At 63.9% G+C, this 26,211-nt stretch carries 19 protein-coding genes and 1 tRNA gene; 12 read left to right on the forward strand and 8 right to left on the reverse strand.

What is annotated here, in order from left to right:
• Positions 1 to 8: 8 nt before the first annotated feature.
• Positions 9 to 2,114 (reverse strand): TonB-dependent hemoglobin/transferrin/lactoferrin family receptor, encoded by a 2,106-nt coding sequence (locus tag ACE3TY_RS05825; protein ID WP_374651758.1) that lies wholly within the window; start codon positions 2,112 to 2,114, stop codon positions 9 to 11.
• Positions 2,115 to 2,382: 268 nt separating this feature from the next.
• Between ACE3TY_RS05825 and ACE3TY_RS05830 the strand changes: the two genes are divergently transcribed.
• Positions 2,383 to 3,696 (forward strand): GH1 family beta-glucosidase, encoded by a 1,314-nt coding sequence (locus ACE3TY_RS05830; protein WP_374651760.1) that lies wholly within the window; start codon positions 2,383 to 2,385, stop codon positions 3,694 to 3,696.
• Here the strand turns inward: ACE3TY_RS05830 and ACE3TY_RS05835 are convergent.
• Positions 3,693 to 5,417, reverse strand: coding sequence for an ABC transporter ATP-binding protein/permease (locus tag ACE3TY_RS05835; protein WP_374651762.1), 1,725 nt, complete (start codon positions 5,415 to 5,417; stop codon positions 3,693 to 3,695). The genes ACE3TY_RS05830 and ACE3TY_RS05835 overlap by 4 nt on opposite strands.
• A 422-nt stretch (positions 5,418 to 5,839) precedes the next feature.
• Between ACE3TY_RS05835 and kdpA the strand changes: the two genes are divergently transcribed.
• From kdpA to ACE3TY_RS05860, 5 genes are read left to right on the forward strand one after another with little or no spacing between them, the layout of a single operon-like run.
• On the forward strand, positions 5,840 to 7,567 hold the full coding sequence (gene kdpA, locus ACE3TY_RS05840; RefSeq protein ID WP_374651764.1) for a potassium-transporting ATPase subunit KdpA: 1,728 nt from the start codon (positions 5,840 to 5,842) through the stop codon (positions 7,565 to 7,567).
• An 11-nt stretch (positions 7,568 to 7,578) separates the two neighbouring features.
• Complete coding sequence (gene kdpB / locus ACE3TY_RS05845; RefSeq protein WP_374651766.1) at positions 7,579 to 9,645, forward strand: potassium-transporting ATPase subunit KdpB; 2,067 nt, start codon at positions 7,579 to 7,581, stop codon at positions 9,643 to 9,645.
• An 11-nt stretch (positions 9,646 to 9,656) separates the two neighbouring features.
• Positions 9,657 to 10,226 (forward strand): potassium-transporting ATPase subunit KdpC, encoded by a 570-nt coding sequence (gene kdpC / locus ACE3TY_RS05850; RefSeq protein ID WP_374651768.1) that lies wholly within the window; start codon positions 9,657 to 9,659, stop codon positions 10,224 to 10,226.
• A 16-nt stretch (positions 10,227 to 10,242) separates the two neighbouring features.
• A complete protein-coding gene (locus tag ACE3TY_RS05855; RefSeq protein ID WP_374651770.1) occupies positions 10,243 to 12,942 on the forward strand; it encodes a DUF4118 domain-containing protein in 2,700 nt (899 codons plus the stop codon).
• On the forward strand, positions 12,939 to 13,631 hold the full coding sequence (locus ACE3TY_RS05860; RefSeq protein ID WP_374651772.1) for a response regulator: 693 nt from the start codon (positions 12,939 to 12,941) through the stop codon (positions 13,629 to 13,631). The genes ACE3TY_RS05855 and ACE3TY_RS05860 overlap by 4 nt, the downstream gene beginning before the upstream one ends.
• Before the next feature lie 20 nt (positions 13,632 to 13,651).
• Here ACE3TY_RS05860 and ACE3TY_RS05865 read toward each other — a convergent pair whose 3' ends face one another.
• The 6 genes from ACE3TY_RS05865 to ACE3TY_RS05890 all read right to left on the reverse strand — a co-directional run bounded on the left by ACE3TY_RS05865 (position 13,652) and on the right by ACE3TY_RS05890 (position 17,624).
• Complete coding sequence (locus ACE3TY_RS05865; RefSeq protein ID WP_374651774.1) at positions 13,652 to 14,920, reverse strand: flavin-containing monooxygenase; 1,269 nt, start codon at positions 14,918 to 14,920, stop codon at positions 13,652 to 13,654.
• Between the two features lie 401 nt (positions 14,921 to 15,321).
• Positions 15,322 to 15,741 carry a type II toxin-antitoxin system death-on-curing family toxin gene (locus tag ACE3TY_RS05870; RefSeq protein WP_374651776.1) on the reverse strand — a complete coding sequence of 140 codons (420 nt, stop codon included), beginning with the start codon at positions 15,739 to 15,741 and terminating at the stop codon, positions 15,322 to 15,324.
• A complete protein-coding gene (locus ACE3TY_RS05875) occupies positions 15,731 to 15,889 on the reverse strand; it encodes a hypothetical protein (RefSeq protein WP_374651778.1) in 159 nt (52 codons plus the stop codon). Before ACE3TY_RS05875 ends, ACE3TY_RS05870 begins: the two co-directional genes overlap by 11 nt.
• A gap of 221 nt (positions 15,890 to 16,110) precedes the next feature.
• Positions 16,111 to 16,186, reverse strand: a tRNA-Glu gene (locus ACE3TY_RS05880).
• Between the two features lie 74 nt (positions 16,187 to 16,260).
• Positions 16,261 to 17,304: a low specificity L-threonine aldolase gene (locus tag ACE3TY_RS05885; RefSeq protein WP_374651780.1), complete on the reverse strand. Its 1,044-nt coding sequence runs from the start codon at positions 17,302 to 17,304 to the stop codon at positions 16,261 to 16,263.
• Entirely contained in the window at positions 17,301 to 17,624 is a 324-nt protein-coding gene (locus ACE3TY_RS05890) for a hypothetical protein (RefSeq protein WP_374651782.1), read from the reverse strand. Before ACE3TY_RS05890 ends, ACE3TY_RS05885 begins: the two co-directional genes overlap by 4 nt.
• An 11-nt stretch (positions 17,625 to 17,635) precedes the next feature.
• Between ACE3TY_RS05890 and ACE3TY_RS05895 the strand changes: the two genes are divergently transcribed.
• The 6 genes from ACE3TY_RS05895 (at position 17,636) to ilvD (ending at position 26,186) form a co-directional block, all read left to right on the forward strand.
• Complete coding sequence (locus tag ACE3TY_RS05895; protein WP_374651784.1) at positions 17,636 to 18,607, forward strand: RluA family pseudouridine synthase; 972 nt, start codon at positions 17,636 to 17,638, stop codon at positions 18,605 to 18,607.
• Between the two features lie 157 nt (positions 18,608 to 18,764).
• Complete coding sequence (gene rpoH / locus ACE3TY_RS05900; protein WP_374651786.1) at positions 18,765 to 19,661, forward strand: RNA polymerase sigma factor RpoH; 897 nt, start codon at positions 18,765 to 18,767, stop codon at positions 19,659 to 19,661.
• 189 nt (positions 19,662 to 19,850) lie between these two features.
• A complete protein-coding gene (locus tag ACE3TY_RS05905; RefSeq protein ID WP_374651788.1) occupies positions 19,851 to 20,414 on the forward strand; it encodes a hypothetical protein in 564 nt (187 codons plus the stop codon).
• 113 nt (positions 20,415 to 20,527) lie between these two features.
• Positions 20,528 to 21,604: a cytochrome D1 domain-containing protein gene (locus ACE3TY_RS05910; RefSeq protein ID WP_374651790.1), complete on the forward strand. Its 1,077-nt coding sequence runs from the start codon at positions 20,528 to 20,530 to the stop codon at positions 21,602 to 21,604.
• A gap of 79 nt (positions 21,605 to 21,683) precedes the next feature.
• Positions 21,684 to 23,885, forward strand: a complete 2,202-nt coding sequence (locus tag ACE3TY_RS05915) for a copper-translocating P-type ATPase (protein WP_374651791.1) — start codon at positions 21,684 to 21,686, stop codon at positions 23,883 to 23,885.
• A 450-nt stretch (positions 23,886 to 24,335) separates the two neighbouring features.
• Positions 24,336 to 26,186, forward strand: a complete 1,851-nt coding sequence (gene ilvD / locus ACE3TY_RS05920) for a dihydroxy-acid dehydratase (RefSeq protein ID WP_374651793.1) — start codon at positions 24,336 to 24,338, stop codon at positions 26,184 to 26,186.
• Positions 26,187 to 26,211 lie beyond the last annotated feature (25 nt).

The following is a 26,211-nucleotide window of genomic DNA, read 5'->3' on the forward strand; positions in this document are numbered from 1 at the left end:
TGCCGGCGTCAGAACGACGCCGAATAGCTGAGAGCGATGCGATAGTCGCGCCCCGGGGCTTCCTCCAGCGCCAGGTAGCGTTCGTATGAATTGTCGAACAGGTTCTCGATGCCGGCATCGACCCGGAAGCCGGCGAGCGGCCCCTCTTCCGGCACCCAGCTCGCGAACAGGCCGACGATGTGATAGCCGTCGACGGCCAGCGTTTCGTCCTCGATGCGGTGTTGCGCCCAGGCTATCTCGTTGGAGATTCCAGCGCTGAGGTCGAGGGCCGGGATCTTGCCGCCGACCGTCACCATCAGCTTGTCGGCGGGGATGGAGGTCAGCGGTTCATCATCCGTCTTGTTGTCGCCACGGATGCGTGAATAGCCGCCCGAAAAGAACGCGTATTTCGAATCATAGGTGAGGCCCACTTCCACACCCTCGATCTCGGCGCGCGGCACGTTGACGGGTGTCGTCGTGAAGGTGAAGGTCGCAAAATCCATCACCACATCGCCGTCGATGAAGTTCTTGGCTTCGGTATTGTAGTAGCTGGCATTGAAGCGCAGACCGTCGCCCGGCATCAGCACATCCTCGAAGCTGAGGCGCAAGCCGCCTTCCCAGGTCTCGGACGTTTCCGGCTTCAGATCCGGATTGGGCACGAACACATTGTTGAACGGACCGCCGATCGCGAAGTGCGTGCCGGAGATATAGAGTTCGCGGATCGATGGCGCCCGGTAGCCCTGGCTGTAGCTACCGTAGATCGAGGCCCATTCCAGCGGTTGCCAGTTGAGACCGACCTTCGGCGACAGGCGGTCATCGTTGCGGTCGTCGAACGTGTTGCCTTCGGGATTGGTCTGGTAATAGTCCCAGCGCAGACCCGGCGTCAGGGTCAACTGGTCGAAAAGCTTCAAGGCATATTGGGTGTAGACGCCGACGACATCCTGGCTTGCATCCGGGTTCTGCGACTGCTCCTCGCCATTGACGCGGCCGGAGCCGGTATCGTGATAGTATTCGGTCCCGAACGTGACCGAATGCTTCGCCCATCCGGTATCGAATTCAGCGGTATTGAAGATATCGAGCCCGGTCGTGGTGAGGCTCGTCTTGGTGACTCTGTCATAGGTATCGCCATCATCCTCGATATCGGTATCGTCCCGGTAAAGGGTCGCCTGCAGATTGAGCAGGTCCGTATCCGGACTGTCGAACGTGTAGTGCGCCGTCGCCGTGCTCTTGCGGATATCGTGATCGGCATCGTACTCGAAGTTCGCATTGTCGACGTCGGTGGCCAGGATGTTCTCCTCGTCGGAGAACAGCAGCCCGGAGAGTTCGATACGGTGCCCTTCGGCAGGATCGAGCCCAAGCTTCACCAGGCCGCTCAGGATATCGACGGCGGTATCATCAAGGGTCGAGCCCGATCCGGTTTCGTAATCCTCGCTGTTTCGGTAGGTGAAATTGCCCAGGAAATCGACCTCATCGATCGGTTGCGCGGCAAGTGTCGTGGAAGCGAGGAACTCGTCATTCACCGAATGAAAGCCGCCCTTCACCTTGAACCCGATCGTGTCGCCCTCTCCCAGAAAGTCCGCCGCATCCTTGGTGGTGAGTGCCACGACACCGCCGATCGCGCCGCTGCCATAGAGAGTCGAGCCGGTCCCCTTCAGTACTTCGACCTGGGAGAGAACATCGGGGTCGATGAACATGCTGCCGCCATGGGCCGCACCCACATTCTGCCGCGCCCCATCAATGGTGGTCACGACGCGGTTCGATCCCCAGCCGGTGCCACCGAAGCCGCGGATATTGGGCTGCATCTGCGACCCCTTCGGCCCACCCTCCATTTCGACGCCCGGAATATCATTGAGGATGTCGCCCACGGTCGAGTCCTGCTTGCGCTCGATCTCTTCCGCATCGATGACTTCGATCGTCGCAGGCACCTCGTCACGCGGCGTCGGCACCTTGGTGCCCGTGACCGTCAACGGATCGAGCAGGATCTGCTCCTCGCCCTCCGTATCGCCTTCTTCCGTCTGCGCTTGGGCAACGACGCTTTCCTCGGTTCCCGGCAGGGCCGCCGGATCGTCGGCAGAGGCGCCCCCTGCCAGAGCGCAAAACAAGGTTGCTACAAGGGTGACGTTTCGGGTCGACATGTGTCCGCAGGCTCCAGCAAGTGGTTTTCAGTTTGCTTGGCTGGCCCTGCGCCCGGCTTCAGCCGCGCAGCACTCGCTGAGTCATTTTCAGTGCACCGGCTTCACTTGCCGGTCTTCATAATAACGAGAATGATTCTCATTCGCGTATGTTGTAATGGCTTTCGGATGTCGCGGCAAGGGATCATTTACCTAACATTGGATATGCTTGGCCCTTGAATATGCTAGAAAACCGGCTGAGATATTGTCTGAACGGCATCGCAGGCGCTGCATGAACCGGCCACTGGGTTTTCTTTGGGGCGTCTCCACGTCGAGCTACCAGATAGAGGGAGCGGCCGGCACCGACGGCCGCAAGCCCAGCATCTGGGACACACGCTGCCGCATCCCCGGCAAGGTCGCCAACGGCGATACCGGCGATGTCGCCTGCGACCATTACCACCGCTATCGGGAAGATATCGCGCTGATGCGGGATCTTCGGATCGGCGCCTACCGCTTTTCCTTCGCCTGGCCGCGGCTCCTGCCGGACGGTAAGGGCGCTGCCAACGAAGCTGGCCTCGTTTTCTACGACCGGCTGATCGACGCCCTGCTCGAAGCCGGCATAGAGCCCTGGGCCTGCCTCTATCACTGGGATCTGCCCCAGGCCCTGGAAGATCGCGGCGGCTGGATCAGCCGCGACAGTGCCGGCTGGTTTGCCGACTACGCGGCTTTGGTCGCGCGGCGCTATGGCGACCGCGTGAAACATTTCGCCACCGTTAACGAACCATCCGTCTTTACCCTGTTCGGCTATGCAATGGATTGGGGCGCGCCTGGGATCGTCGACCGGGCGGCTCACCTTCAGGCCATCCATCATGTCAATCTCGCCCATGGTGCCGCCAGCGACGTCCTGCGCGCGCTGGTTCCCGGCGCATTCATCGGCTGCATTCACAACCGCCAGCGCATCGTGCCGGAATCCGACACCCCCGCAGATCGCGCGGCGGCCGCAAAGCTGCACGCCTTCTGGAACGATGCCTTTCCCGAACCCCAGCTTAACGGCGTCTATCCCGCGGCCATCGCCGAGGATATCGCACCCTATGTCAGGCCCGGCGATATGGCGCGAATCTGCCGGCCCGGCGATTATTTCGGCCTCAATCATTACGGCCCGATCTTTGCAAAAGCGGATCCCAGTGCGCTTTGGGGCTTCGCCTGGGGCAGCGCCCCGACGGATGCGCCCAAATCCGATATCGGCTGGCCGATCTATCCGGACATGTTCCAGGACGAACTGGTCGACCTCACCCAACGCTACCGCCTGCCTGTCTACGTGACCGAAAACGGCTGCGGCGGCCGCGCCGACAAGGGCAACGAATTGGACGACCGGCACCGCATCGAATATCTCAAGGCCCATATCGCGGCGATGCATCGGGCGATCGAACGCGGCGCCGATGTGCGCGGCTACTTCGTCTGGTCCCTGCTCGACAATTTCGAATGGGGTTCTGGCTTCGGCAACCGTTTCGGCCTGGTTTTCGTCGACTTCGCCACCGGCGTGCGGACACCCAAAGCGTCGGCTCGCTGGTACGCCGATCTCATCGCCGGCAAGATATCGCTCTAGATTTCCCTTAAGGCCAGCGCTCCGCCTTCCCGCACCACATCGACGCGCCGGTTGCCAAAGCCCGACAATGTGTCGAGATGCCCGATGGCGACAATGGCGGCTTGCGAAAACTCGCGGTTGAGCAGTCGCACCATGTCACGCTGCCCCTCGACGTCCAGCGCCTCGGTGGCATCCTCCAGGAATATCCAGCTGGGCCGGTGCAGCAGCAGCCGCGCAAAACCCAACCGTTGCTGTGCGTCGGCGGTCAGCACCTGGTCCCATTTGGCACTTTCCTCCAACCGGTCGACCAGATGTGGCAGCCCCGCCTCGCGCAACGCGGCGGCGACCTCCGCTTCACCCCGCGCCGAACGCGGCAGGGGATAGCACAGTACATCACGCAACCGGCCGGCCGGCATATAGGGACGCGGCGGCATGAAATAGAGTTCGGCGCCGGCCGGAATTTCGATGCGGCCCGTGCCCCAAGGCCATAATCCGGCGACAGCCTTCATGATGTTGGCAGCGGGCCCCGTCTCGCCGGTGACAAGCAGATGATCGCCCGGCCGGATCTCGGCATTGATCGTGGCGATCTCGACCGTCCCGTCCGCCGTCTGCGTGGAAAAATCGCGCAAGGTGAGGACCGGTTTGTCTGAGGCGACGATCTGCAAGGCACCGTCCGCGCGCGCCCTCCTCTGGGCATCGAGACGCCCGGCCGATTCATGCAGCCCCATCATCCGTTCGACCGAGGCACGCCAATCGGCGAACTTGCCCAGATTGTCGATCGCCCAGGAAAGCGCCGCCACCGTCTGCTGGAAGGCCTGCGCCGTCTGCATCAAGGCGCCTAGGCTGATCAGGCCAAGCATGTAACGCGGCGCCATGATGAGCGTTGGAAAAACCTGCGACAGCACCGACCAGCTGGAGCTGAAATAGAACATGTGCGCCAGCGCCGCCGTGACGCCATCCCAGGCCTGCCGCACGCTGCCGAAAAGCCGGCGGAAATTCTGCCGCTCATTGGCCTCGCCCTTGGCGAGCGCGATGCGCAGCGCATTCTCGCGCGCATGCACCAGGCCGAAACGGTAGTCCGCCTCTGCCGTCTGCCGCCGGTCGACCGAGCGCACCAGGAAGCGGCCCAGCGTCAGCGCGACGACGGTGCCGATACCCGCATAGAGCGCCGCAATCCACACCAGATAACCCGGCAGATCGATGCCGACATTGTCGAAGATGAGATAGGGCGGTGCCGATAGCGACCACAGGATCTGCGTGAAACTCACAAGCAGCAGGACGTCGTAGAGCAGCGTATGTGCCAGGTCGATCGCGTATTCCGTGGCGTTGTGCACATCCTCGGCGATACGTCCGTCCGGGTTGTCGTGGGCACCGGGAATGAAGGTCAGCAGGTAATGCTTGCCGTCGGCCATCCACTCGTCCGATATCTTTTCCGTAAGCCATTCGCGCCAACCGATCTGCAGCCGCCGTTTCACCCGGAGATGCAGATTCACGATCGTGACATTGGCCAGCATGATGAGCAGCAGGAAGCCTAGGAGGTATGAAAGCTGCTCCATCGCCCGGCGTTCCAGCGCGTTGAAGAGATTGAGAATCCACTGGTTGATGGCCACGGGAATGCCGATCTGCGCTCCCGTCAGCGCCACCAGTGCCATCGTCTGGAACCGCACCAGCCAGCAATGCTCCGACCGCCAATATGGCCCGGCGACACGCCAGAACCGCCGGATGACCAGCCACCATTCCATCAAGCCGCCATCTTCCTGCCCAAGTTAATCCCCCAAGATCAAATACTTGACGCCGTGGGGCCGCAGTCTAGCACCTGCTGCCGGCGGCGCGAGGGGATAAGTTCACATGCCTCGGCCCGCTAAATATTTATGCTCCCTTAATGTTCAACCACCTGAACTCATCTCGAATTTTTACGCCGCACGGTCCTATTGAAGTGTCGTGACAACGACTCGATGGGATGCGTCATGGTCGATATCTTCTACACGGCGGTGGCGGGCGGCCTTTTTGTTTCAGCCTGCTTCTACGCCCTCGCTTGCGCTCATATTTGAAGGACCGGGGCATGACACTCGACTTCTTCCTGGGCGGCGCGGCCGTCCTGGCTCTCCTCGCCTACATGACATTCGCCGTCATCTGGCCCGAAAAACTCTGATCCGGTGACAATATGACTGCCAACGGTCTCCTGCAGATCGCCTTGTTCTGCGTCGTCATTGTTGCTCTCACCAAGCCTTTGGGCGCCTACATGGCGCGCCTCTTTGCCGGTGAAGCAACTTTTCTTTCTCCATTCCTGCGCCCTGTCGAGAGCGCGATCTATCGCGTCTGCGGCGTCAACCCGCGCGACGATCAACATTGGTCGGTCTATGCCATCGCCATGCTGTTCTTCAACGGCGCCGGCTTCATCCTGCTCTATGCCCTGATGCGGCTCCAGGATCTCCTGCCGCTCAATCCGCAAGGCTTCGGCGCGGTTCCATCCGACCTCAGCCTCAATACCGCCATCTCCTTCGTCACCAACACGAACTGGCAGAACTATGGCGGTGAGACGACGATGAGCTATCTGACCCAGATGCTCGGCCTGACCGTGCAGAATTTCCTGTCGTCGGCAACGGGCATCGCGCTGGCGATAGCCCTGATTCGCGGCTTTACCCGCCGCTCGGCGAGTGGCATCGGCAATTTCTGGGTCGACCTCACCCGCTGCACGCTCTACGTCCTGCTGCCGCTCTCCTTCGTCATCGCTCTGTTCCTCGTGGCGCAGGGGATACCGCAGACGCTTGGCGCCTATGTCGATGCTACCACGCTGGAAGGAGCGCATCAGACGATCGCCCAAGGTCCCGTGGCCTCCCAGGTTGCCATCAAGATGCTGGGCACCAATGGTGGCGGCTTCTTCAACGCCAATGCCGCGCATCCTTACGAGAATCCAAACGCCCTCTCCAACTTCGTGCAGATGGTGGCGATCTTCGCGCTCGGTGCCGGTCTCACCAATGTCTTCGGCCGCATGGTTGGCGACCAGCGCCAGGGCTGGGCGATCTTCTCCGCCATGGGTGTCCTGTTCCTGCTCGGTGTCGGCATCTCCTATTGGGCCGAGGCGCAGGGCAATCCGGCACTGGCGGCGCTCAATGTCGACCAGTCGGCCAGCCTGCTGCAAAGCGGCGGCAACATGGAAGGCAAGGAAGTGCGCTTCGGCATCGCCAACTCGGCGCTCTTTGCGACCATCACGACGGCGGCTTCCTGCGGCGCCGTCAACGCGATGCATGACAGCTTCACGGCCCTGGGCGGCATGATCCCGATGATCAACATGCTCCTCGGCGAAGTCATCATCGGCGGTGTCGGCGCCGGCCTCTATGGCATGCTGCTTTTCTGCATCATGGCGGTGTTCATCGCCGGCCTGATGGTCGGCCGCACGCCGGAATATGTCGGCAAGAAGATCGAGGCGCGCGAAGTCAAGATGACCGTGCTCGCCATCCTCTGCATTCCGCTCGTGGTATTGGGCTTCAGTGCTCTCGCCGCAGTCCTTCCCGACGCGCTGAAGAGCGTGCAGGACGGCGGCCCCCATGGCTTCTCGGAGATACTCTATCTCTACACCTCCAGTGCCGCCAATAACGGCAGCGCCTTCGCCGGCTTCACCGGCAACACGCCCTTCTACAATGTGACCGGCGCCATCGCCATGTTTGTCGGCCGCTTCTTCGTCATCCTGCCGATGCTGGCTATCGCCGGGTCGCTTGCGGCCAAGAAGATCGCGCCGGCCAGCGTCGGCACCTTCCCGACCCACGGCTTGCTGTTCATTGGGCTGCTTGTCGGCGTCGTGCTGATCGTCGGCGGCCTCACCTACTTCCCGGCTCTGGCACTGGGCCCGGTGGTCGAGCATCTGATGATGCAGTCCGGCCAGCTGTTCTAAGGAATCATGAGATGAGCACTTCTTCCCGCAAGGCAACCTTGCTCGACCGCCAGATCCTGACCCAGGCGGCCTGGGCTTCCTTCCGCAAACTCGATCCGCGCCAGCTCTACACCAATCCGGTGATGCTGGCGGTGGAACTGGTGGCGGCGATCGCCACGATCCTCTTTGTCCGGGATCTGGCGACCGGCGCCGGAACGCCCTTTGCCGGCCAGATCGTGGCTTGGCTCTGGATCACGGTCCTGTTCGCCAATTTCGCCGAGGCGGTGGCGGAAGGCCGCGGCAAGGCCCAGGCCGACGCCCTCAGGAAGTCGCGCATCAACGCGACGGCCAAGAAGCTCGGCCAACCCGGCAGTCCCTATGAGATCGTCTCGGCTCTCTCGCTCAAGCCCGGCGATATCGTGGTGGTGGAGACCGGCGACCTCATTCCCGGCGATGGCGAGGTGACCGAGGGAATCGCCTCGGTCGATGAATCCGCCATCACCGGCGAATCGGCTCCCGTCATCCGCGAGAGCGGTGGCGACCGGTCCGCCGTGACCGGCGGCACGCGTGTTCTCTCCGACGAAATCAAGGTAAAGATCACCGCGGCCCAGGGCTCGACCTTTCTCGACCGCATGATCGGCCTGGTGGAGGGCGCAAGGCGGCAGAAGACCCCGAACGAGATCGCGCTCAACATCCTGCTCGCTGGCATGACGCTGATCTTCATCTTCGCCGTCGCCAGCATCCCGAGCTTTGCCGCTTATGCCGGCGGCACTGTCTCCATCATCGTCCTCATCGCCCTCTTCGTCACCCTCATTCCGACGACGATCGGCGCGCTGCTCTCGGCTATCGGCATCGCCGGCATGGACCGGCTGGTGAAGTTCAACGTGCTCTCCATGTCCGGCCGCGCCGTCGAGGCCGCCGGCGATGTCGACACCTTGCTGCTCGACAAGACCGGCACGATCACCTTGGGCAACCGCCTGGCGGCAGAATTCGTGCCGGTCAGCGGCGTGACGCCCGAGGAACTGGCCAATGCGGCGCAGCTCGCCTCCTTCAGCGACGAGACACCGGAAGGCCGTTCCATCGTCGTGCTGGCCAAGGAGAAATACGGCCTGCGCGGACGCGACATGGCGCCCCAGGGTACGTTGACAGGGCACGCGGCCTTCGTGCCCTTCACCGCCCAGACGCGCATGAGCGGGGTCGATGTCGATGGTCGCTCGATCCGCAAGGGCGCCGTCGACGCGGTACTGGAATTCATCCGCGCCCGCCAGGGAGGCATCGATACCGCCTCGACGGAGTTGACCGAGATCACCGACCGTATCGCCAAGAGCGGCGGCACCCCGCTGGCGGTAGCCGATGGCGCGCGCATCCTTGGCGTTATCCATCTTAAGGACGTGGTGAAGGGCGGTATCCGCGAGCGCTTCCAGGAACTGCGGCGCATGGGCATCCGCACGGTCATGATCACCGGCGACAATCCGCTCACCGCCGCCGCCATCGCCGCCGAGGCGGGCGTCGACGATTTCCTGGCCCAGGCGACGCCGGAAACGAAGCTGAAACTCATTCGCGAGGAACAGGCCAAGGGCAAGCTGGTCGCCATGTGCGGCGACGGCACCAATGACGCGCCGGCACTGGCCCAGGCCGATGTCGGAGTCGCCATGCAGACCGGCACCCAGGCGGCCCGCGAAGCCGGCAATATGGTCGACCTCGACAGCAATCCGACCAAGCTCATCGAGATTGTCATGATCGGCAAGCAGCTCCTGATGACGCGCGGGGCGCTCACCACCTTCTCGATCGCCAACGACGTGGCGAAATACTTCGCCATCATCCCGGCCATGTTCGCGGCCTTCTATCCGCAGCTCGGGCTTCTCAACGTGATGGGATTGGCGACACCGGAGAGCGCCATTCTGTCCGCCACCATCTTCAACGCGCTGATCATCGTGGCGCTGATTCCGCTCTCGCTGAAAGGCGTGCGTTATCAGGCCAAGAGTGCCGGCGCGCTGCTCGCCGGCAACCTGATGGTCTACGGCCTCGGCGGCCTGGTGGTGCCGTTCGTCGGCATCAAGCTGATCGACCTCGTCATCAACACCCTCCATATCGTCTGACGGAGACAATCATGTTCGCTCAATTGCGCCCGGCCCTCATGCTGCTGGTCGTCCTGACGCTGATCACCGGCCTTGCCTATCCGCTGGCCGTGACTGGTGTTGCCAAGCTTGCCTTTCCCGACGCGGCCGACGGCAGCCTGCTCGTCCGCAATGGCCAGGTGATCGGCTCCAGCCTCATCGGCCAGAAATTCAGCGGCGAGACTTATTTCCACAGCCGTCCCTCCGCGGCCGGCGCCGATGGCTACGACGCCTCGGCGTCGTCCGGCTCCAATCTCGGCCCGACTTCGAAGGCGCTCATCGGGCGCGTCGCGCAATCGGCCGCGATCGAACAGGGGGCCACGCGGGATCCGGTTCCGGTCGATCTGGTCACTGCGTCCGGCAGCGGCCTCGACCCCGACATCACGCCGGCCGCGGCATATTTCCAGGTCAACCGCGTGGCCGCCGCGCGCGGCCTTGATTCGGCGATGGTCGAGGCACTCGTCGCCGCTCATGTCGAGGGCCGTATCTTCGGTATCCTTGGCGAGCCCCATGTGAATGTGCTAACGCTCAATCTCGCCTTGGACGAACTCGCCGCAAAATGATGGACCTCAGGACGCGATGGCCGCAGCGCCGGATCCGATAGGCAGACCTTCCGCCGACGCCCTGCTCGAATCTGCGCAGCGCGAACAACAGGGCCGCCTCAAGATTTTTCTTGGGGCGGCCCCTGGCGTTGGCAAGACATACGAGATGCTGCTCTCCGGGAAGAAGCGGCGCCAGGAAGGCATAGATGTGGTGATCGGGGTCGTCGAGACGCATGGGCGCGCCGAGACGGAGGCCCTGTTGGAAGGCCTCGAGGTCATCCCCCGCAAGCTGATTCACTATCGCGACCACGAACTGCCGGAGATGGATATCGACGCCATCCTGGCGCGCCGCCCGCAATTGGTGCTGGTCGATGAACTGGCCCATACCAACGCCGAAGGCAGCCGGCATACCAAGCGCTATCAGGATGTCGAGGAACTGCTGAGCCACGGCATCGATGTCTATTCGACCCTCAATATCCAGCATCTCGAAAGCCTCAACGACGTGGTGGCGCAGATCACCCATGTCCGCGTGCGCGAAACCCTGCCCGATCGCATCGTCGACCGCGCCGACGAGGTCGAGCTCATCGACCTCACGCCAAAGGACCTCATCCAGCGCCTGAAAGAAGGCAAGGTCTATATGCGCGACGCGGCCGACCGCGCCTTGCAGCATTATTTCGCCGAAGGCAACCTCACCGCGCTGCGCGAGCTTGCCCTGCGCCGCACCGCGCAGCGCGTCGATGACCAGATGCTGAACTACATGCAGGCCCATGCCATCGCTGGTCCCTGGGCGGCTGGCGAGCGGGTGCTGGTCTGCGTCAACGAGCATCCCGGCTCCTTCGGCCTCGTCCGTTACGCCAAGCGTGCCGCCGACCGCATGCAGGCGCGCTGGAGTGCCATCCATGTCGAAACGACGCGCTATCATCATCTCTCCGAAAAGGAACGCGACCGGGTGGACGAGGCCCTGCGCCTCGCGGAACGCCTGGGCGGCGATGCCGTCACCTTGCCCGGCAACAGTATCGCCGCCGACCTCATCGATTACGCGCGCGCCAACAACATCACCCAGATCATCATCGGCAAGTCCAACCGCTCGCGCTGGTTCGAATTTCTGCACGGGTCGGTGGTGCGCGACCTGGTGCGTGCTTCCGGCAATATCGGGATCCATGTCGTCGCCGGCGCGCAGATCAGGGAGGATTCCGGCGACGGCCGTCTGGCCGAAGCCAACCCGGCTTTCAGCCTGGCACCCTTCGTCGGCAGCACTGTCACCGTGGGCCTCGCCTTGCTTGCCAGCCTCGCCATCGACCGCTTCATCGATCTCCCCAACATCTCCATGATGTTCCTGGCGGCCGTCTTGTTCTCGGCCGTGCAATATGGCCTCTGGCCTTCTCTCTTCGCCTCGATCCTCAGCACCCTTGCCTACAACTACTTCTTCCTCGAGCCGATCCACACCTTCACGGTGGCGGATCCCTCGAACGTGATCGCCCTCTTTTTCTTCCTGATGGTGGCGATCCTCACCAGCAACCTCACCGCCAAGGTGCGGGCCGAGGCGCGCGCCTCGCGCCAGCGCGCCACCTCGACCGCCGCACTCTACAATTTCAGCCGCAAGGTGGCGGCGATCGGGGAGATGGACGATCTGCTGTGGGCCGTGGCACACCAGATCGCCTTGATGCTGCGTGTCCATGTCATCCTGCTGCTGCCGGACGACAAGGATGGAGAGAACGGCGACATCACGGTGCGCATCGGCTATCCGCCGGATGACGAACTCAACGCCGCCGACCTCGCCGCCGCGCGCTGGGCCTGGGACCATGGCAAGCCTGCCGGCCGTGGCGCCGAGACCTTGCCAGGTGCCCGGCGCCTCTTCCTGCCACTGGCCACTGAGCGCGGCAAGGTCGGCGTCATGGGCCTCGATCGCGAAGAAGGCGGCCCGATGTTCACCCCTGAGCAGAAGCGCCTGCTCGACGCCCTGTGCGATCAAGCGGCTGTCGCCATCGAGCGCATCAGGCTGATGCAGGATATCGACAAGGCACGGGTGATGAGCGAGACGGAGCAATTGCGCACTGCCCTCCTTACGTCGATCTCGCACGATTTCCGGACGCCGCTCGCCTCCATCATCGGCTCGATTTCCAGTCTACGCTCGCTCTGGCCGAAATTTCCCGACGAAACGCGCGAAGAACTGCTCCGCACCGCGCAGGAGGAGGCCGAGCGACTCAACCGGTTCATCGGCAACATTCTCGACATGACCCGGCTTGAGGCGGGCGCGTTGGCGCCTTCGACCCAGCCCACCGAGATCGGCGAGGTGGTTGCCGGGGTCCTGATCCAGTCGAAAGCCATGCTGTCGCAGCATCGCGTGACGACCGAGATTCGCCCGGCGCTGCCCTTGCTCGGGATAGATCCGACGCTGACCGGCCAGATTGTCCTCAACCTGCTCGACAATGCCGCCAAATATGCCCCACCCGGCAGCGAAATCCACATCGCGGCCGAAGCCACGCCGGATGCCGTGATCGTCAGCGTCAAGGATCAGGGGCCAGGCATTCCCGCGGCCGATCTGGAGAATATCTTCGACCGTTTCTTCCGTGTCGGCGGCACCGACCGGCGCCGCGCCGGCACCGGCCTGGGCCTTGCCATTTGTCGCGGCTTCGCGCAAAGCATGGGTGCCAGCATTCGCGCCGCCAACCGGACCGACGGCCAGGGTGCGGTCTTCAGCCTGACTTTTCCCAGATCCCTGCAGGTGAATGCGTGAGCGCCGCCCAAGACGTCCTGATCGTCGACGACGAGCCGGCCATCCGCCGCTTCCTCAGGAGCAGCCTGATCGCGCACGGTTTCGGCGTCGTCGAAGCGGAAACCGGCCAGGCCGGCCTTGCCGCCCTGGCGCGCGGCAGCTTCGCCCTGGTCGTGGTCGATCTGGGGCTGCCGGATATCGACGGGCACGAACTGGTCCGCGGCATCCGCCGGCAATCGCCCGTGCCGATCATCGTGCTGTCGGTGCGCGATGACGAAACCGGCAAGGTGGCTGCCCTCGATGGCGGCGCCGACGATTACGTGACCAAGCCCTTCGGCATCGACGAATTCATGGCCCGCGTCCGCGCGGCCCTGCGCCACCGGTTGCAGCAGCAGGGGCAGACCGCGACCTTGCGGGTCGGCGATCTCTTCATCGACGTGCTCAGCCGTGACGTGAAGATTCGCGGCCAGGGCGTCAAGCTCTCGCGCCGCGAGTTCGACCTCCTCGTCTATCTTGCGGAACATGCCGGCAAGGTGGTTACCCACCAGCAGGCCCTCACCCATGTCTGGGGACCCGGCCACGGCGAATATATCGAATATCTCAGGGTCTATGTACGCCAGCTCCGCCAGAAGATCGAAACCGACCCGCAGCATCCAAGGCTGCTCCAGACCGTCCCCGGCGTCGGATATCGGGTAAGCGCCGACGATTGAAGCGCCGTCTTCTCTCCTCTTCAAGAACAGGCCCGCTCCGTGCCACCCTCCTGGCGCGCCGCGACATGGTCCGCCACATAGGCGGCGTCGTGCCAGACGCCCCAGATAAAGGCCGAGGCGCGCCGCGACAGCCAGCTGAGGCCGAGGAAATAGAGGCCCGGCACCGCGGAGACGCCACGCTCATGCTGCGGTACGCCCTTGGCGTCGAAGGTGCCCGCCTTCAGCCAGCTGAAATCGAGCGCGAAGCCCGTGGCCCAGATGATCGACCCGATCCCCGCTTCGCGCAGCCGCAGCCGTAAAATGGGGTCGGTCACGCAAGGCGGGTCCGGTTCCGTCCTGCGGGCATCCGGCTCTTCCGGGAAATCCAGGCCGTTCTTTGCCACATAGGCATCGGCTGCATCGAGCACGGAGAGATAGTTCGCATCGCCCTGCGCGATATTGCGCGCGAGATCCGGCGCGAAATGCAGCGCCCCATCCTTGTAGGTGCCCGCCCGCCCCAGCAATGTCATCCCGCGCGCGGCGAGGCGCCGGAAGTCAACAGTGTGGCCGCCATAGGCGCCGCTCACTGAGATCGTGACATGCTCCATGCCGGGCTCGCGCGCCTTGGCGTCCCACAGGCCGAGGGCCCCCAGCCACCAGCAGAAATCCTTGCCACGATAGGCGCGCGGCGGCCGGTCATGCGGCCCGATGGAGAGATAAACGCGCCTGCCCGCGCGCTGCAACTCGTCGGCGATCTGACCGCCTGAAGACCCCGCCCCCACCACCAGCACGGCGCCCTCCGGCAGCTGGCCGGGATTGCGATAGGCGTTGGAATGGATCTGTAGGATGCCCGTCTCCGCCGGCACGACGGCGGGAATGATCGGGCGCTGAAACGGCCCCGTCGCCGCCACCAGATTGGTCGCTTCAATGATTCCCGCCGAGGTCTCGGCGAGAAACCCCGACCCATCCGCCTTGCGCCGCACCGCCTTCACCTCCACCCCACAGCGAATGGGTGCCGCGATCTGTTTGGCGTAGGTTTCGAAATATTCGACGATCCTGTCCTTGGCGGCGAAACTGTCGGGATCGATGCCGTCGAAGGCGAGATCCGGAAACCGATCATGCCAGGCCGGCCCATTGGCCACCAGCGAATCCCACCGCTCCGAGCGCCACCGCTCGGCAATCCGATGCCGCTCAAGAATAAGATGCGGCACTCCCCGCCGCCCCAAATGCCCACTAACCGCCAACCCCGCCTGCCCCCCGCCGACGATGAGCGTGTCGATCTTGGCAGGCAGGATATTGTCAGTCGTCATAACGAAGTCCCCCACGGTGTTTCCTCTGGCATCAGCCTTCCCAAAGCCGACGGCCACTCCCCATATAGCCTGCCGGGCGCCTCGCCGCCATGTGGCATGCAGGACGCCGGAGGAAACGACGAGAGTCTACCGGAACACTAAACAAGGAATCTGGGTCAGGAATCGGGGTCAATCAGGAATCGGGGTCAGTCAGGAATCGGGGTCAGGCACCTATTTTTCTTTCCGTCGACTTCAAAGGTTAGCGCTCGCCCCATCCTACAACGCCACGAAGATGTTCTTCGCCTTTGGCACTGTTTTGAACCTCCGGTCAGGCCCGGCATTCGAAACACATGTGACATCAATTGCGCCGCGTCGGCCCAAAGCGTGCGCATCGCGGCTTTGGAGTTGCGGTCGATGCGGGATCAAGTGAGGCCGTTCCAGTCGCCTATCGGCTGGATCAACTCCGCAAGTTCTTCAATGAAGAGCGACAGCGGCACCTGCTGCAGCAGAACGCCCTCGAACAGCCAGCCGAACAATTCGTCTACCGTCTCGTCGATCGTATAGCCGTTGATCTCCAGGAAATCGAGGCCGGTAGCAAATGCGGTTCGCTTGTTCCCTTGCAGGAAAGGATGATTGCGGGCCAGTCCGAACATGAGTTCGGCGGCGAGCGTCGGCATGTCTGTCTGCTGGCCGTAATGCCACAGGTTATAGGGCCGCTCACAGGCGCTTTCGAGCAAACTCTGATTTAGGATCTGGTGAGGTTCGTTGGTGATGGCGACCAGATCGCGGTTGTGTTCGATCACGTCCGCGATCTGGACCCAATTTGGCGCTTCACCGGCCAAGATATTCGATGGTCTTCGGGAAACGCTTCATGATGTTCTTGAGGCGCTCCTTGCGCGGCTTGACGGTCGCGACAGGCTTCGCCTCAATCGGTTGCCGATCGCTTTTCGCGCCGCCGTCGGCAGTGGACAGCACCTTTTTCAGCAACATTGTCACCTCCTGACCCGGACAATGCGTAGCTGCGACGTTGCAGCCATTCTCGTTAAAATGACGATAATGGCGATATCGCCTTCCTACAATGCCTTGGATCACATGACCGTTCCGCATTCGCGGCGCAACTGGCGCTCCACTTGCGGGTGACCAGTGCCGTGCATATGAGAGGAGAACTGGGAGATGCAATCGGTGCGCCGCCGATAAGCCATTGAAAACAATGGCGTCCCCAACGGGATTTGAACCCGTGTTACCAACGTGAGAGGCTGGTGTCCTAGGCCACTAGACGATGGGGACCCTTGGGCCGCGATGCTAGGCAACGCGGCGCGGGCGAACTCTTAGAGGATCGGCGGGCTCCGATCAAGCCCGATCTAAGAGGCTGCTTTTGCTAGGCTATTCGCGGTGCGGATGAAGGCCGCCACGTCTTCCGCCCTGGTGGCGAAGCTGGTGACCAGGCGGATGGTGCCGGGGGCAGCGCCCGGCCAGTCGTAGAAATCGAACCCGGCGCGGCGCAGCCCCCCCACGATTTCGAGCGGCAGGCGGATGAAGATCTCGTTCGCTTCGACCGGATGGAGGAGATGGACGCCTGGGATGGCTTTGAGGCCGCCCACCAGTCCTTGCGCCATCGCATTGGCGTGGGTGGCCAGCTTCAGCCACAGATCGTTATCGAGATAGGCATCGAGCTGGGCCGAGACGAAGCGCATCTTGGAGATGAGGTGACCCGCGCGCTTCCTTCGGAAGCCGAAGCTTGTAGCCAGCGCCTCGTCGAAGAAGACGACCGCTTCGGCCGCCAGCGCGCCGTTCTTGGTGGCGCCGAAGGAGAGTACCTCGATTCCGGCCCTCCAGGTGATCTCGGCCGGGCGCACCTTCAGTTGCGCCACGGCGTTGGCGAAGCGTGCGCCGTCCATGTGCAGCTTGACCTTGTGTTTGCGCGCGATCTCGCCGATCGCACCGATTTCCACCGGCGTGTAGACAGTGCCGCATTCGGTGGCCTGCGTGAGGCTGATCGCCGCCGGCTGCACGTGATGGACGTCGCCGGCACGTGCGTTGTCGAGCGCCTCCGCCACATCCCTTGCCGCCATCTTGCCGCCCTCGCCCGCGATCGGCACCAGCTTGGCGCCGCCGGTGTAAAGCTCGGGCGCGCCGCACTCGTCGACCATGACGTGCGCTTCCGGATGGCAATAGATGGCGCCATATGGCGGCGTCAGCGTCGAAAGGGCCAGCGCGTTGGCCGAGGTGCCGGTGGTGACCGGGAAGGCCCAGACCTTGCACTCGAAAAGATCGGCAAAGCGCTGCTCGACCCGCGCGGTGATGGCGTCGGCGCCATAGGACGGCATGCCCCCCTGGTTCGCCTGCTGGATCGCCGCCATGATTTCAGGGGCGACGCCCGCCACGTTATCGCTGCAGAAATTCATTTCTCATCCTTCAGCTCGAACCGGCCGATGAGCCGGCCGCTCTTCATATCCGCGATGAGCACCCGGCGGCAATCGCCTCCGCTGATAAGCCCTGGCCCGCCGATCGATAGAATGAGGCGGTCGCCTTCCACCGCCATCTGCTCCACCCGGCATCCGTCCGGCACCGGCAGGGTGGCGAGGTCGAAGCTCGATTTCCCCATCCGCGCGAGCCCGGCCGCAATGAGGATGCCGGCGGCGGCGATGAGGAGAATGGCGAAGAAGATCACCAATGCCTTGAGAAAGCGCATCTGCCGGGGTACTTCCCTCGTGACTTCACTCATCTGGCACCCCAATGACCCAAAAATTAGAGCTCAGCATTCCGGACCAAGCCGCCGGCGAACGCCTCGACCGGGCGCTGGCAAGCCTCCTGCCGGAGATGTCCCGCTCTCGCCTCAAGGCCTTGATCGAGGCCGGAAATCTGACATCTTCCGAGAGCGGGGCGACCATAACCGAGCCCTCGTTCAGGGTCAAACCGGGCCAGCTCTTCGCGCTCCATGTGCCCGATGCCGCTCCGCCCGAGCCCCTGGGCCAGGATATCGCCCTCGACATCGTCTATGAGGATGCCGACATCATCGTGGTCGACAAGCCGGCCGGCATGGTCGTCCATCCCGCCCCCGGCAACCTCGACAGCACGCTGGTCAACGCGCTCATCAGCCATTGCGGCGACAGCCTTTCCGGCATCGGCGGGGTGAAGCGTCCCGGCATCGTGCACCGGATCGACAAGGATACCAGCGGCCTCATCATCGCCGCCAAGAACGATGCGGCGCACCACGCGCTTTCGCGGAGCTTCGCCGCGCACGACATCGCGCGCGCCTATAAATGCCTGGTCTGGGGCACGCCGAGCCCGAAATCCGGCACGATCGAGACCCTGCTCGGCCGCCACCCCACCCACCGTCAGCGCATGGCGGTGGTGTCGCGTAACGGCAGGCACGCCATCACGCATTACCAGGTCGAGCAGAGCTTCGGCCTGGGTGCGGCCCTGGTCGAATGCCGGCTGGAGACAGGCCGCACGCACCAGATCCGCGTGCATATGACCCATATCGGCCACCCGCTGATCGGCGATCCGACCTATGGCCGCGCCACCATCGCGCGGCGCGCCCAGCTTTCCGAGACCGCCCGCGAGGCCGCCCGAGGATTCCCGCGCCAGGCCCTCCATGCCGCCCTTTTGGGTGTAACCCATCCACGCACCGGTGCGTATATGGAGTGGGAGTCGGAACTTCCAGCCGACATGCAGGAACTCATCCGCCGCCTCGGAACGAAGTAACCTGTTGATCTGTTGGATAAATCGGCAGGCCTTGAAGATCCGCCTGGTTAACCTATCTTAACTAGACCGATAACCGACCCTTTCACTCAGTCTTTGCCATAAAGTGGTCAAGATCTGCGGTCAGGATTGGTGCATCGACAGAAAGATTGGGGAAAAGATGGCGACTGTAACGAACACCCTTCCCGCCTTGGTTGGCGAGAACAGTCTCGGGCGCTACCTCTCGGAAATCCGCAAATTTCCGATGCTGGAGCCCGACGAGGAGTTCATGCTGGCCAAACGCTGGCAGGAGCATCAGGACCCGCAGGCAGCTCACCGCATGGTGACGAGCCATCTCAGGCTCGTGGCCAAGATCGCCATGGGCTATCGCGGCTACGGCCTGCCCATGTCCGAAGTCATCTCCGAAGGCAATGTCGGCCTGATGCAGGCCGTCAAGCGCTTCGACCCCGACAAGGGTTTCCGCCTCGCCACTTACGCGATGTGGTGGATCCGCGCCGCCATCCAGGAATACATCCTGCACAGCTGGTCGCTGGTGAAGATCGGCACGACCGCCTCGCAGAAGAAACTGTTCTTCAACCTCCGCCGCGTCAAAGGCCAGATCAAGGCGCTGGAGGAAGGCGACATGACGCCGGAGAACGTCAAGGAGATCGCAACACGCCTCAACGTCTCGGAAGAAGACGTGATCAACATGAACCGCCGCCTGATGGCGCCGGACCACAGCCTCAATGCGCCCTTGCGCATCGACGGCGAGGGCGAGTGGCAGGATTGGCTGGTCGACGAGACCGAGAGCCAGGAAACGCGCGTCGCCGACGACCAGGAATTCGGCCGCAGGAAAAAGCTGCTCGACAAGGCGATGCTGACGCTCACCCCGCGCGAGCGCAAGATCCTGGTCGAACGGCGCCTCAAGGACGAACCCACCACACTCGAGGACCTTTCGACCGAATTCGGCATCAGCCGCGAACGCGTCCGCCAGATCGAAGTCCGCGCCTTCGACAAACTGCAACGCTCGATCCGCAAACAGGCGATCGACGAGAAGCTGATTGGAGAGATGGCGTAAGGGTTTCGGCGGCGATCGAACGGGACTGAAACCAGCCCCCTCCCGGCCTCCCCCCCTGGAGGTGGGAGGGGTTTTGCATCGAAGCCGATCAACCAACCTCGCTCTCATCTCCTCCCACCTTCAGGGGGGAGGTCGGGAGGGGGGCCGCATTCGCCGGGGAACTTTGCGGGCATGAAGCCATAGCGGCAAATGCCTGAAAGGAATATTTCCGCCCAGGCTGTGGCGGGTGCGGCGATTTGGCTGGGTCTTGCCGGCCCGGTGCGGATTGCCGACGGTGCCGGTCGGCCATATAATTTCGCCGTGCTGTTTCACTGTATAGTTTCGAATGTGGAACGCCAATCTGGAGCGGAAGGGTTGGTCTTGCCGGGATCGTTCCGAAGGGAGCGCCTTTATCGCCACGGGCAGCGCTGGCTGTCGGTGCGGTGTTGCCTGTTCCTTTTCCTGACCGTCGCGGTGGCGCTTTCCGGCATCGCCCATGCGTCGCCGGCCCGCACCGGGCCATCGCCTGTCCATGCCGCGATGGCCGGCAGCCATGACAAGCAGGATGGGCCGTGCGCGCCGGGCCACGCCGGCAAGGCGCATGGCCAGGATTGCAAGATCGCGAGCAGCTGCCAGCTCTGTCTGCCGCTGGCCGTCGCCATTTCCCCGATGCCGCGGATCGCCGGCATCGCCGGATCCATTCACAGCAGCCCGATTTTCGGGCGCGAGCCGCCGCCCGTTTCCCGCCCTCCGAAGCCCTCGACCGACGCGTGAACCGATGCGCCCCTGGCGCATTGATCCCGATCGGACCGACCGTGTCGGGAGAGTTTTCCAGTCTTCGGTCATCGCCAGTCTTCTGGTGTCATCAGTCTTTGGAGGTACGTTTCATGTCCATCTTGTCCCGTCGCCAATTCATGGCCTCGACCGCGCTTGCCGCGGCGGTTGCAGCGACATCCGGTCTATTCAGTTCCCGCGCGGCCCTGGCTGAAAAGCTGCCCGGGGCGGGCACTGTCTTCACCGCGGACGAACACGGCAATTCGCTGAGTTCGGTCTCGCTCGCAACCGGACGCGTCACCGTCACGCCCATTCCCATTGCGCCGCATAACGTGCAGATCACCGCCGATGGCGGCCGGCTGCTGGCGGTCGGATCGCCCGGCATGGACGATCATGGCCACAATGCCGCGCATGGCGCCGAAAGCGGAGCGGAGGCCAATGGCCGGCTGCTGATCCTCGATGCAAGCGACCCGGCCGCCGGCCTTGTCGCCGATATCGAGGTCGGGCCGCACCCCGCCCATGTCGTCGCCGAGCGTGCCGGCAAGCGCGCCTTCGTGACCAATGCCGGCGACAACACAGTCAGCGTCGTGGATCTCGACCGGAAGACCGTGGTCAAGACGATCGGCACCGGCCTCTATCCGCACGGCCTGCGCATGAGCCCGGATGGAAAGGAGGTCTACGTCGCCAATGTCGAAAGCGGCAGCGTCTCGATCCTCGACGCCCAGAACATGACGGAGCTTGCCCGGATACCGGTCGGGAAGGCGCCGGTCCAGGTCGGCTTCACGCCGGACGGAAAACGGGTGTATGTTTCGTTGCGGGACGAGAATGCGGTCGCCATCCTCGACGTTGCCACCAGGAAGGTTCTGAAGACGGTTGCGGTCGGACCGAATCCCATCCAGCTTCATGCAACACCCGATGGCCGATTTGTCTATGTCGCGAACCAGGGCACGGAAGACCGGCCGGCCGATCATGTGTCGGTCATCGACACCGCCACCGAGAAGGTCGTCGCCACGATCCGCACGGGCATGGGTGCCCATGGCGTCAGCGTCAGCCAGGATGGCGCGTTCGTTTTCGTGACGAACATCGTCGACGCCACGGTGTCGGCCATAGCAGTCCGTTCGCAGACGGTGGTGGCGACCTACAGCGTCGGCCGCGGTCCCAACGGGATCACCTACCGGCCGGAACCCTGAGGTTCCGCCATCCGCGATCCGGCACGATACCGGATCGCGGGTGGCGACCGCTTCGCATCCCCCGCGAGAGGAGACGAGCATGCCCGGTCCAGACCACGCGCATCGCGAACACGCCAAACACGATGGCGCTCCGGCGTCAAGCGGCGCTACCGCGCCGCCGCGCGTCACCGGCACGGTCTATACCTGCCCCATGCATCCGGAAATTCGCCAGGCCGGCCCGGGCAATTGCCCGATCTGCGGCATGACGCTGGAGCCCGAGCAAGTCGCAACCGACGAGGCGCCGAGCGCGGAGCTTGCCGATATGCGGCGGCGTTTCTGGATCGGCACGGTTCTGACCGTTCCGGTCGCCGCCCTCGAAATGGGCGGTCATCTGACGGGCTTGGATCATCTCGTCGACCAGCAGCTTTCCAATTGGATCCAATTCGCCCTCGCGACACCGGTCGTGCTCTGGGCCGGCTGGCCGTTCTTTGCACGCGGCTGGCGGTCGCTGGTAACGCGCGCGCTCAACATGTTCACCTTGATCGCCATGGGCATCGGCGTGGCCTGGGTCTACAGCGCCATCGCGACAGTCGCCCCGACGGTCTTCCCGCCCGGCTTCCGCGCCCCGGGCGGCGCGGTCGCGGTCTATTTCGAAGCGGCCGCCGTCATCACCATTCTGGTCCTTCTCGGTCAGGTCCTGGAATTGAAGGCGCGGGATCGGACGTCGGGCGCCATCAAGGCGCTGCTGCGCCTGGCGCCGACCAGGGCCAGGCGCATCAACGAAGACGGCACGGACGAGGAGATCGACCTGGAGCAGGTGAAGGTCGGCGACCGGCTCAGAGTCCGGCCCGGCGACAAGGTGCCGATCGACGGCAGCATCGCCGACGGCCGCTCCAATATCGACGAATCGATGATCACCGGCGAATCCATGCCGGTCACCAAGGAGGCCGGATCGAAGGTCATCGGCGGCACGATCAACGGACAGGGTTCCTTCATCATGATCGCCGAGAGGATCGGCCGCGACACGATGCTGGCGCAGATCGTCCAGATGGTGGCACAGGCGCAAAGATCGCGCGCACCCATCCAGCGTCTGGCCGACACCGTCTCCGGCTGGTTCGTGCCGGCCGTGATCGGCATCGCCATCCTCGCCTTCGCCGCATGGTCGATCTGGGGACCGCCGCCGGCCATGGGCTATGGCCTCGTCGCCGCTGTGAGCGTGCTGATCATCGCCTGCCCCTGTGCCCTGGGCCTGGCGACGCCGATGTCGATCATGGTCGGTGTCGGCCGCGGCGCCCGGATGGGCGTCCTCATCAAGAATGCCGAGGCGCTGGAGCGCTTCGAAAAGGTCGATACGATCGTCGTCGACAAGACCGGCACGCTCACGCTGGGCAAGCCGCGCGTGGTTGCCATCCGTCCCTTCCCCGGCTTCGACGAAGCGGCAATCCTGCGCCTGGCGGCGAGCCTCGAAAATGCCAGCGAGCACCCCTTGGCGGCCGCCATCGTCGCCGCGGCACAGGAACGTTCGATAGCGCTCGTCAACCCCGGCGCATTCGATTCACCGACCGGCAAGGGCGTGGTCGGCCGTGTCGAGGGTCGCGGCGTATCGCTGGGGAACGCGGCTTTCCTGCTGGAACTCGGCACGGATGTCTCGGCCCAGCAGGCACAGGCCGACGAACTGCGGCAAGGCGGCGCCACGGTCATCTTCGTCGCCATCGACGGCGCCGCCGCCGGCTTGATTGCCATCGCCGATCCCATCAAGGAAACCACCCCCGCCGCCATCGAGGCGCTGCACCGGCAAGGCATCCGCATCGTGATGCTGACCGGCGACAACCGCACCACCGCCGAGGCGGTGGCCAAAAGGCTGGGCGTCGAGGAAGTAGAGGCCGACGTGCTGCCGAACAAGAAGGCGGCGGTCGTCGAGGAATTGCGCCGCGCCGGCAAGGTCGTCGCCATGGCGGGGGACGGCGTGAACGACGCGCCGGCCTTGGCCGCGGCCGATGTCGGCATCGCCATGGGCAGCGGCACGGACGTCGCCATCGAAAGCGCCGGCGTCACCCTGTTGCGCGGCGATCTCACCGGCATCGCCCATGCGAGGCGCCTGTCGGAAGCCACCATGAGCAACATTCGGCAGAACCTCTTCTTCGCCTTCATCTACAACGCCGCCGGCGTGCCGGTTGCGGCGGGCCTGCTCTATCCGGCATTCGGCCTGCTGCTATCGCCAATCATCGCCGCCGCCGCCATGGCACTGTCTTCGGTCAGCGTCATCGCGAACGCGTTGCGACTTCAATCCATCCGGTTGTAGCTCTCGCGCAACGGCCGGTAGGCAGATGGCACGCGTCGCCGCCGACCATGTTGACCTGTTACGCATGTCCCCGGTCTATACCCGCTTGCGGCCCCCCACCCAACCCTCCCCCCTGAAGGTGGGAGGGCTTTATAGTGAGGTGGTCGCAACAGCTACTCCTCCCACCTCCAGGGGGGAGGGCGGGAGGGGGGCAGCGCCGGAGTATAGACTGGGCACAGATTGCCCCGCCGCCCCGCCGGCGCATGTCGGCATTCGCCGACGGGCGGGGTGAGGGGCAGCAATCATGCCTCATGAGCGCCTGCACAAAGCGCACGGCTCCTTTCCTTGACCGGCCCCACGGCCTGCCATATGACACTTTGTGACGCTCTGCGTATCTGTTTTGGACACAATAGTACCGGCCGCCAGCCCAGCTCTACACGAAGCAGGCCAGCCGCCGCGAGGAGATGAGTGATGCCTGCCTATCGTTCCCGCACCACGACCCATGGCCGCAATATGGCCGGCGCCCGCGGCCTGTGGCGCGCCACGGGCATGAAGGACGGCGATTTCGGCAAGCCGATCGTCGCCGTGGTCAATTCCTTCACCCAGTTCGTGCCGGGCCATGTGCATCTGAAGGATCTGGGGCAGATGGTGGCGCGCGAGATCGAGGCGGCGGGCGGTGTGGCGAAAGAGTTCAACACCATCGCGGTCGATGACGGCATCGCCATGGGGCATGATGGCATGCTCTATTCCCTGCCCTCGCGCGAACTCATCGCCGACAGTGTCGAATACATGGTCAATGCGCATTGCGCCGACGCCATGGTCTGCATCTCGAATTGCGACAAGATCACGCCGGGCATGCTGATGGCGGCCTTGCGCATCAACATCCCCGTGGTCTTCGTTTCCGGCGGCCCGATGGAGGCCGGCAAGGTCGTGCTGCAGGAAAAAACCGTGGCGCTCGATCTGGTCGATGCGATGGTGGCGGCGGCCGACGATAAATATTCCGACGCCGAAGTGGCCTCGATCGAACGCTCCGCCTGCCCGACCTGCGGCTCCTGCTCGGGCATGTTCACGGCCAATTCGATGAACTGCCTCACGGAAGCGCTGGGCCTGTCGCTGCCCGGCAACGGCTCGACGCTGGCGACCCATGCCGACCGCAAGAACCTGTTCCTCGAAGCCGGTCGCCTCATCGTCGACATCACGCGCCGCCACTACGAGGAAAACGACATGAGCGTGCTGCCGCGCAATGTCGCGACCTTCAAGGCGTTCGAGAATGCGATGAGCCTCGACATCGCCATGGGCGGGTCGACCAACACGGTTCTCCATCTGCTGGCCGCCGCCCACGAGGCCGGAATCGACTTCACCATGGAAGATATCGACCGTCTGTCGCGCAAGGTGCCCTGCCTGTGCAAGGTGGCGCCGGCCAAGTCGGACGTGCATATGGAAGACGTGCACCGTGCCGGCGGCATCATGGCGATCCTGGGCGAACTCGACCGCGCGGGGCTCCTGCATGGCGACGAGCCCAGCGTGCATACGAAAACCATGCGCGATGCGCTGCGCCGCTGGGACGTCAAGCAGACGAACAGCGAAAGCGTGCAGAAATTCTTCATGGCGGCGCCTGGTGGCGTGCCCACGCAAACCGCCTTCAGCCAGGACAAGCGCTGGAAGGAACTGGATCTCGACCGCGAGAAGGGCGTCATCCGCGATGCGGCTCACGCCTTTTCGAAAGATGGCGGCCTTGCCGTGCTGAAGGGCAATCTGGCCCTCGACGGCTGCATCGTGAAGACGGCCGGCGTCGATGAAAGCATCCATGTCTTCGCGGGCCCCGCGCGCGTCTACGAAGCGCAGGACGATGCCGTCTCCGGCATCCTGCTGGGCGACGTGAAGGAAGGCGACGTGGTCGTGATCCGCTACGAAGGTCCGCGCGGCGGGCCGGGCATGCAGGAAATGCTCTATCCCACGAGCTATCTGAAGTCGAAGGGCCTCGGCAAGGCCTGCGCGCTCATCACCGACGGGCGCTTCTCGGGCGGCACCTCGGGCCTTTCCATCGGCCATGTCTCGCCGGAAGCGGCCGAAGGCGGACTCATCGCGCTCGTCGAGAATGGCGACCGGATCGAGATCGACATCCCCAGCCGCACCATCAAGCTGGCCGTGTCGGAAGAAGTACTGGCCGAACGCAAGCGCGCGATGGAAGCCAAGGGCAAGGATGGCTGGAAGCCGGCCCATGCGCGCAAGCGCAACGTCTCGCCGGCCTTGAAGGCTTACGCCGCCTTCACGACGAGCGCCGCACGGGGCGCGGTGCGCGACGTGGATCAGGTGAGGTGAGGCGGCGAAAGCGAGACTGAAACCG

Source organism: Dongia sp. (assembly GCF_041918875.1).
Classification (GTDB): Bacteria; Pseudomonadota; Alphaproteobacteria; order Dongiales; family Dongiaceae; genus Dongia.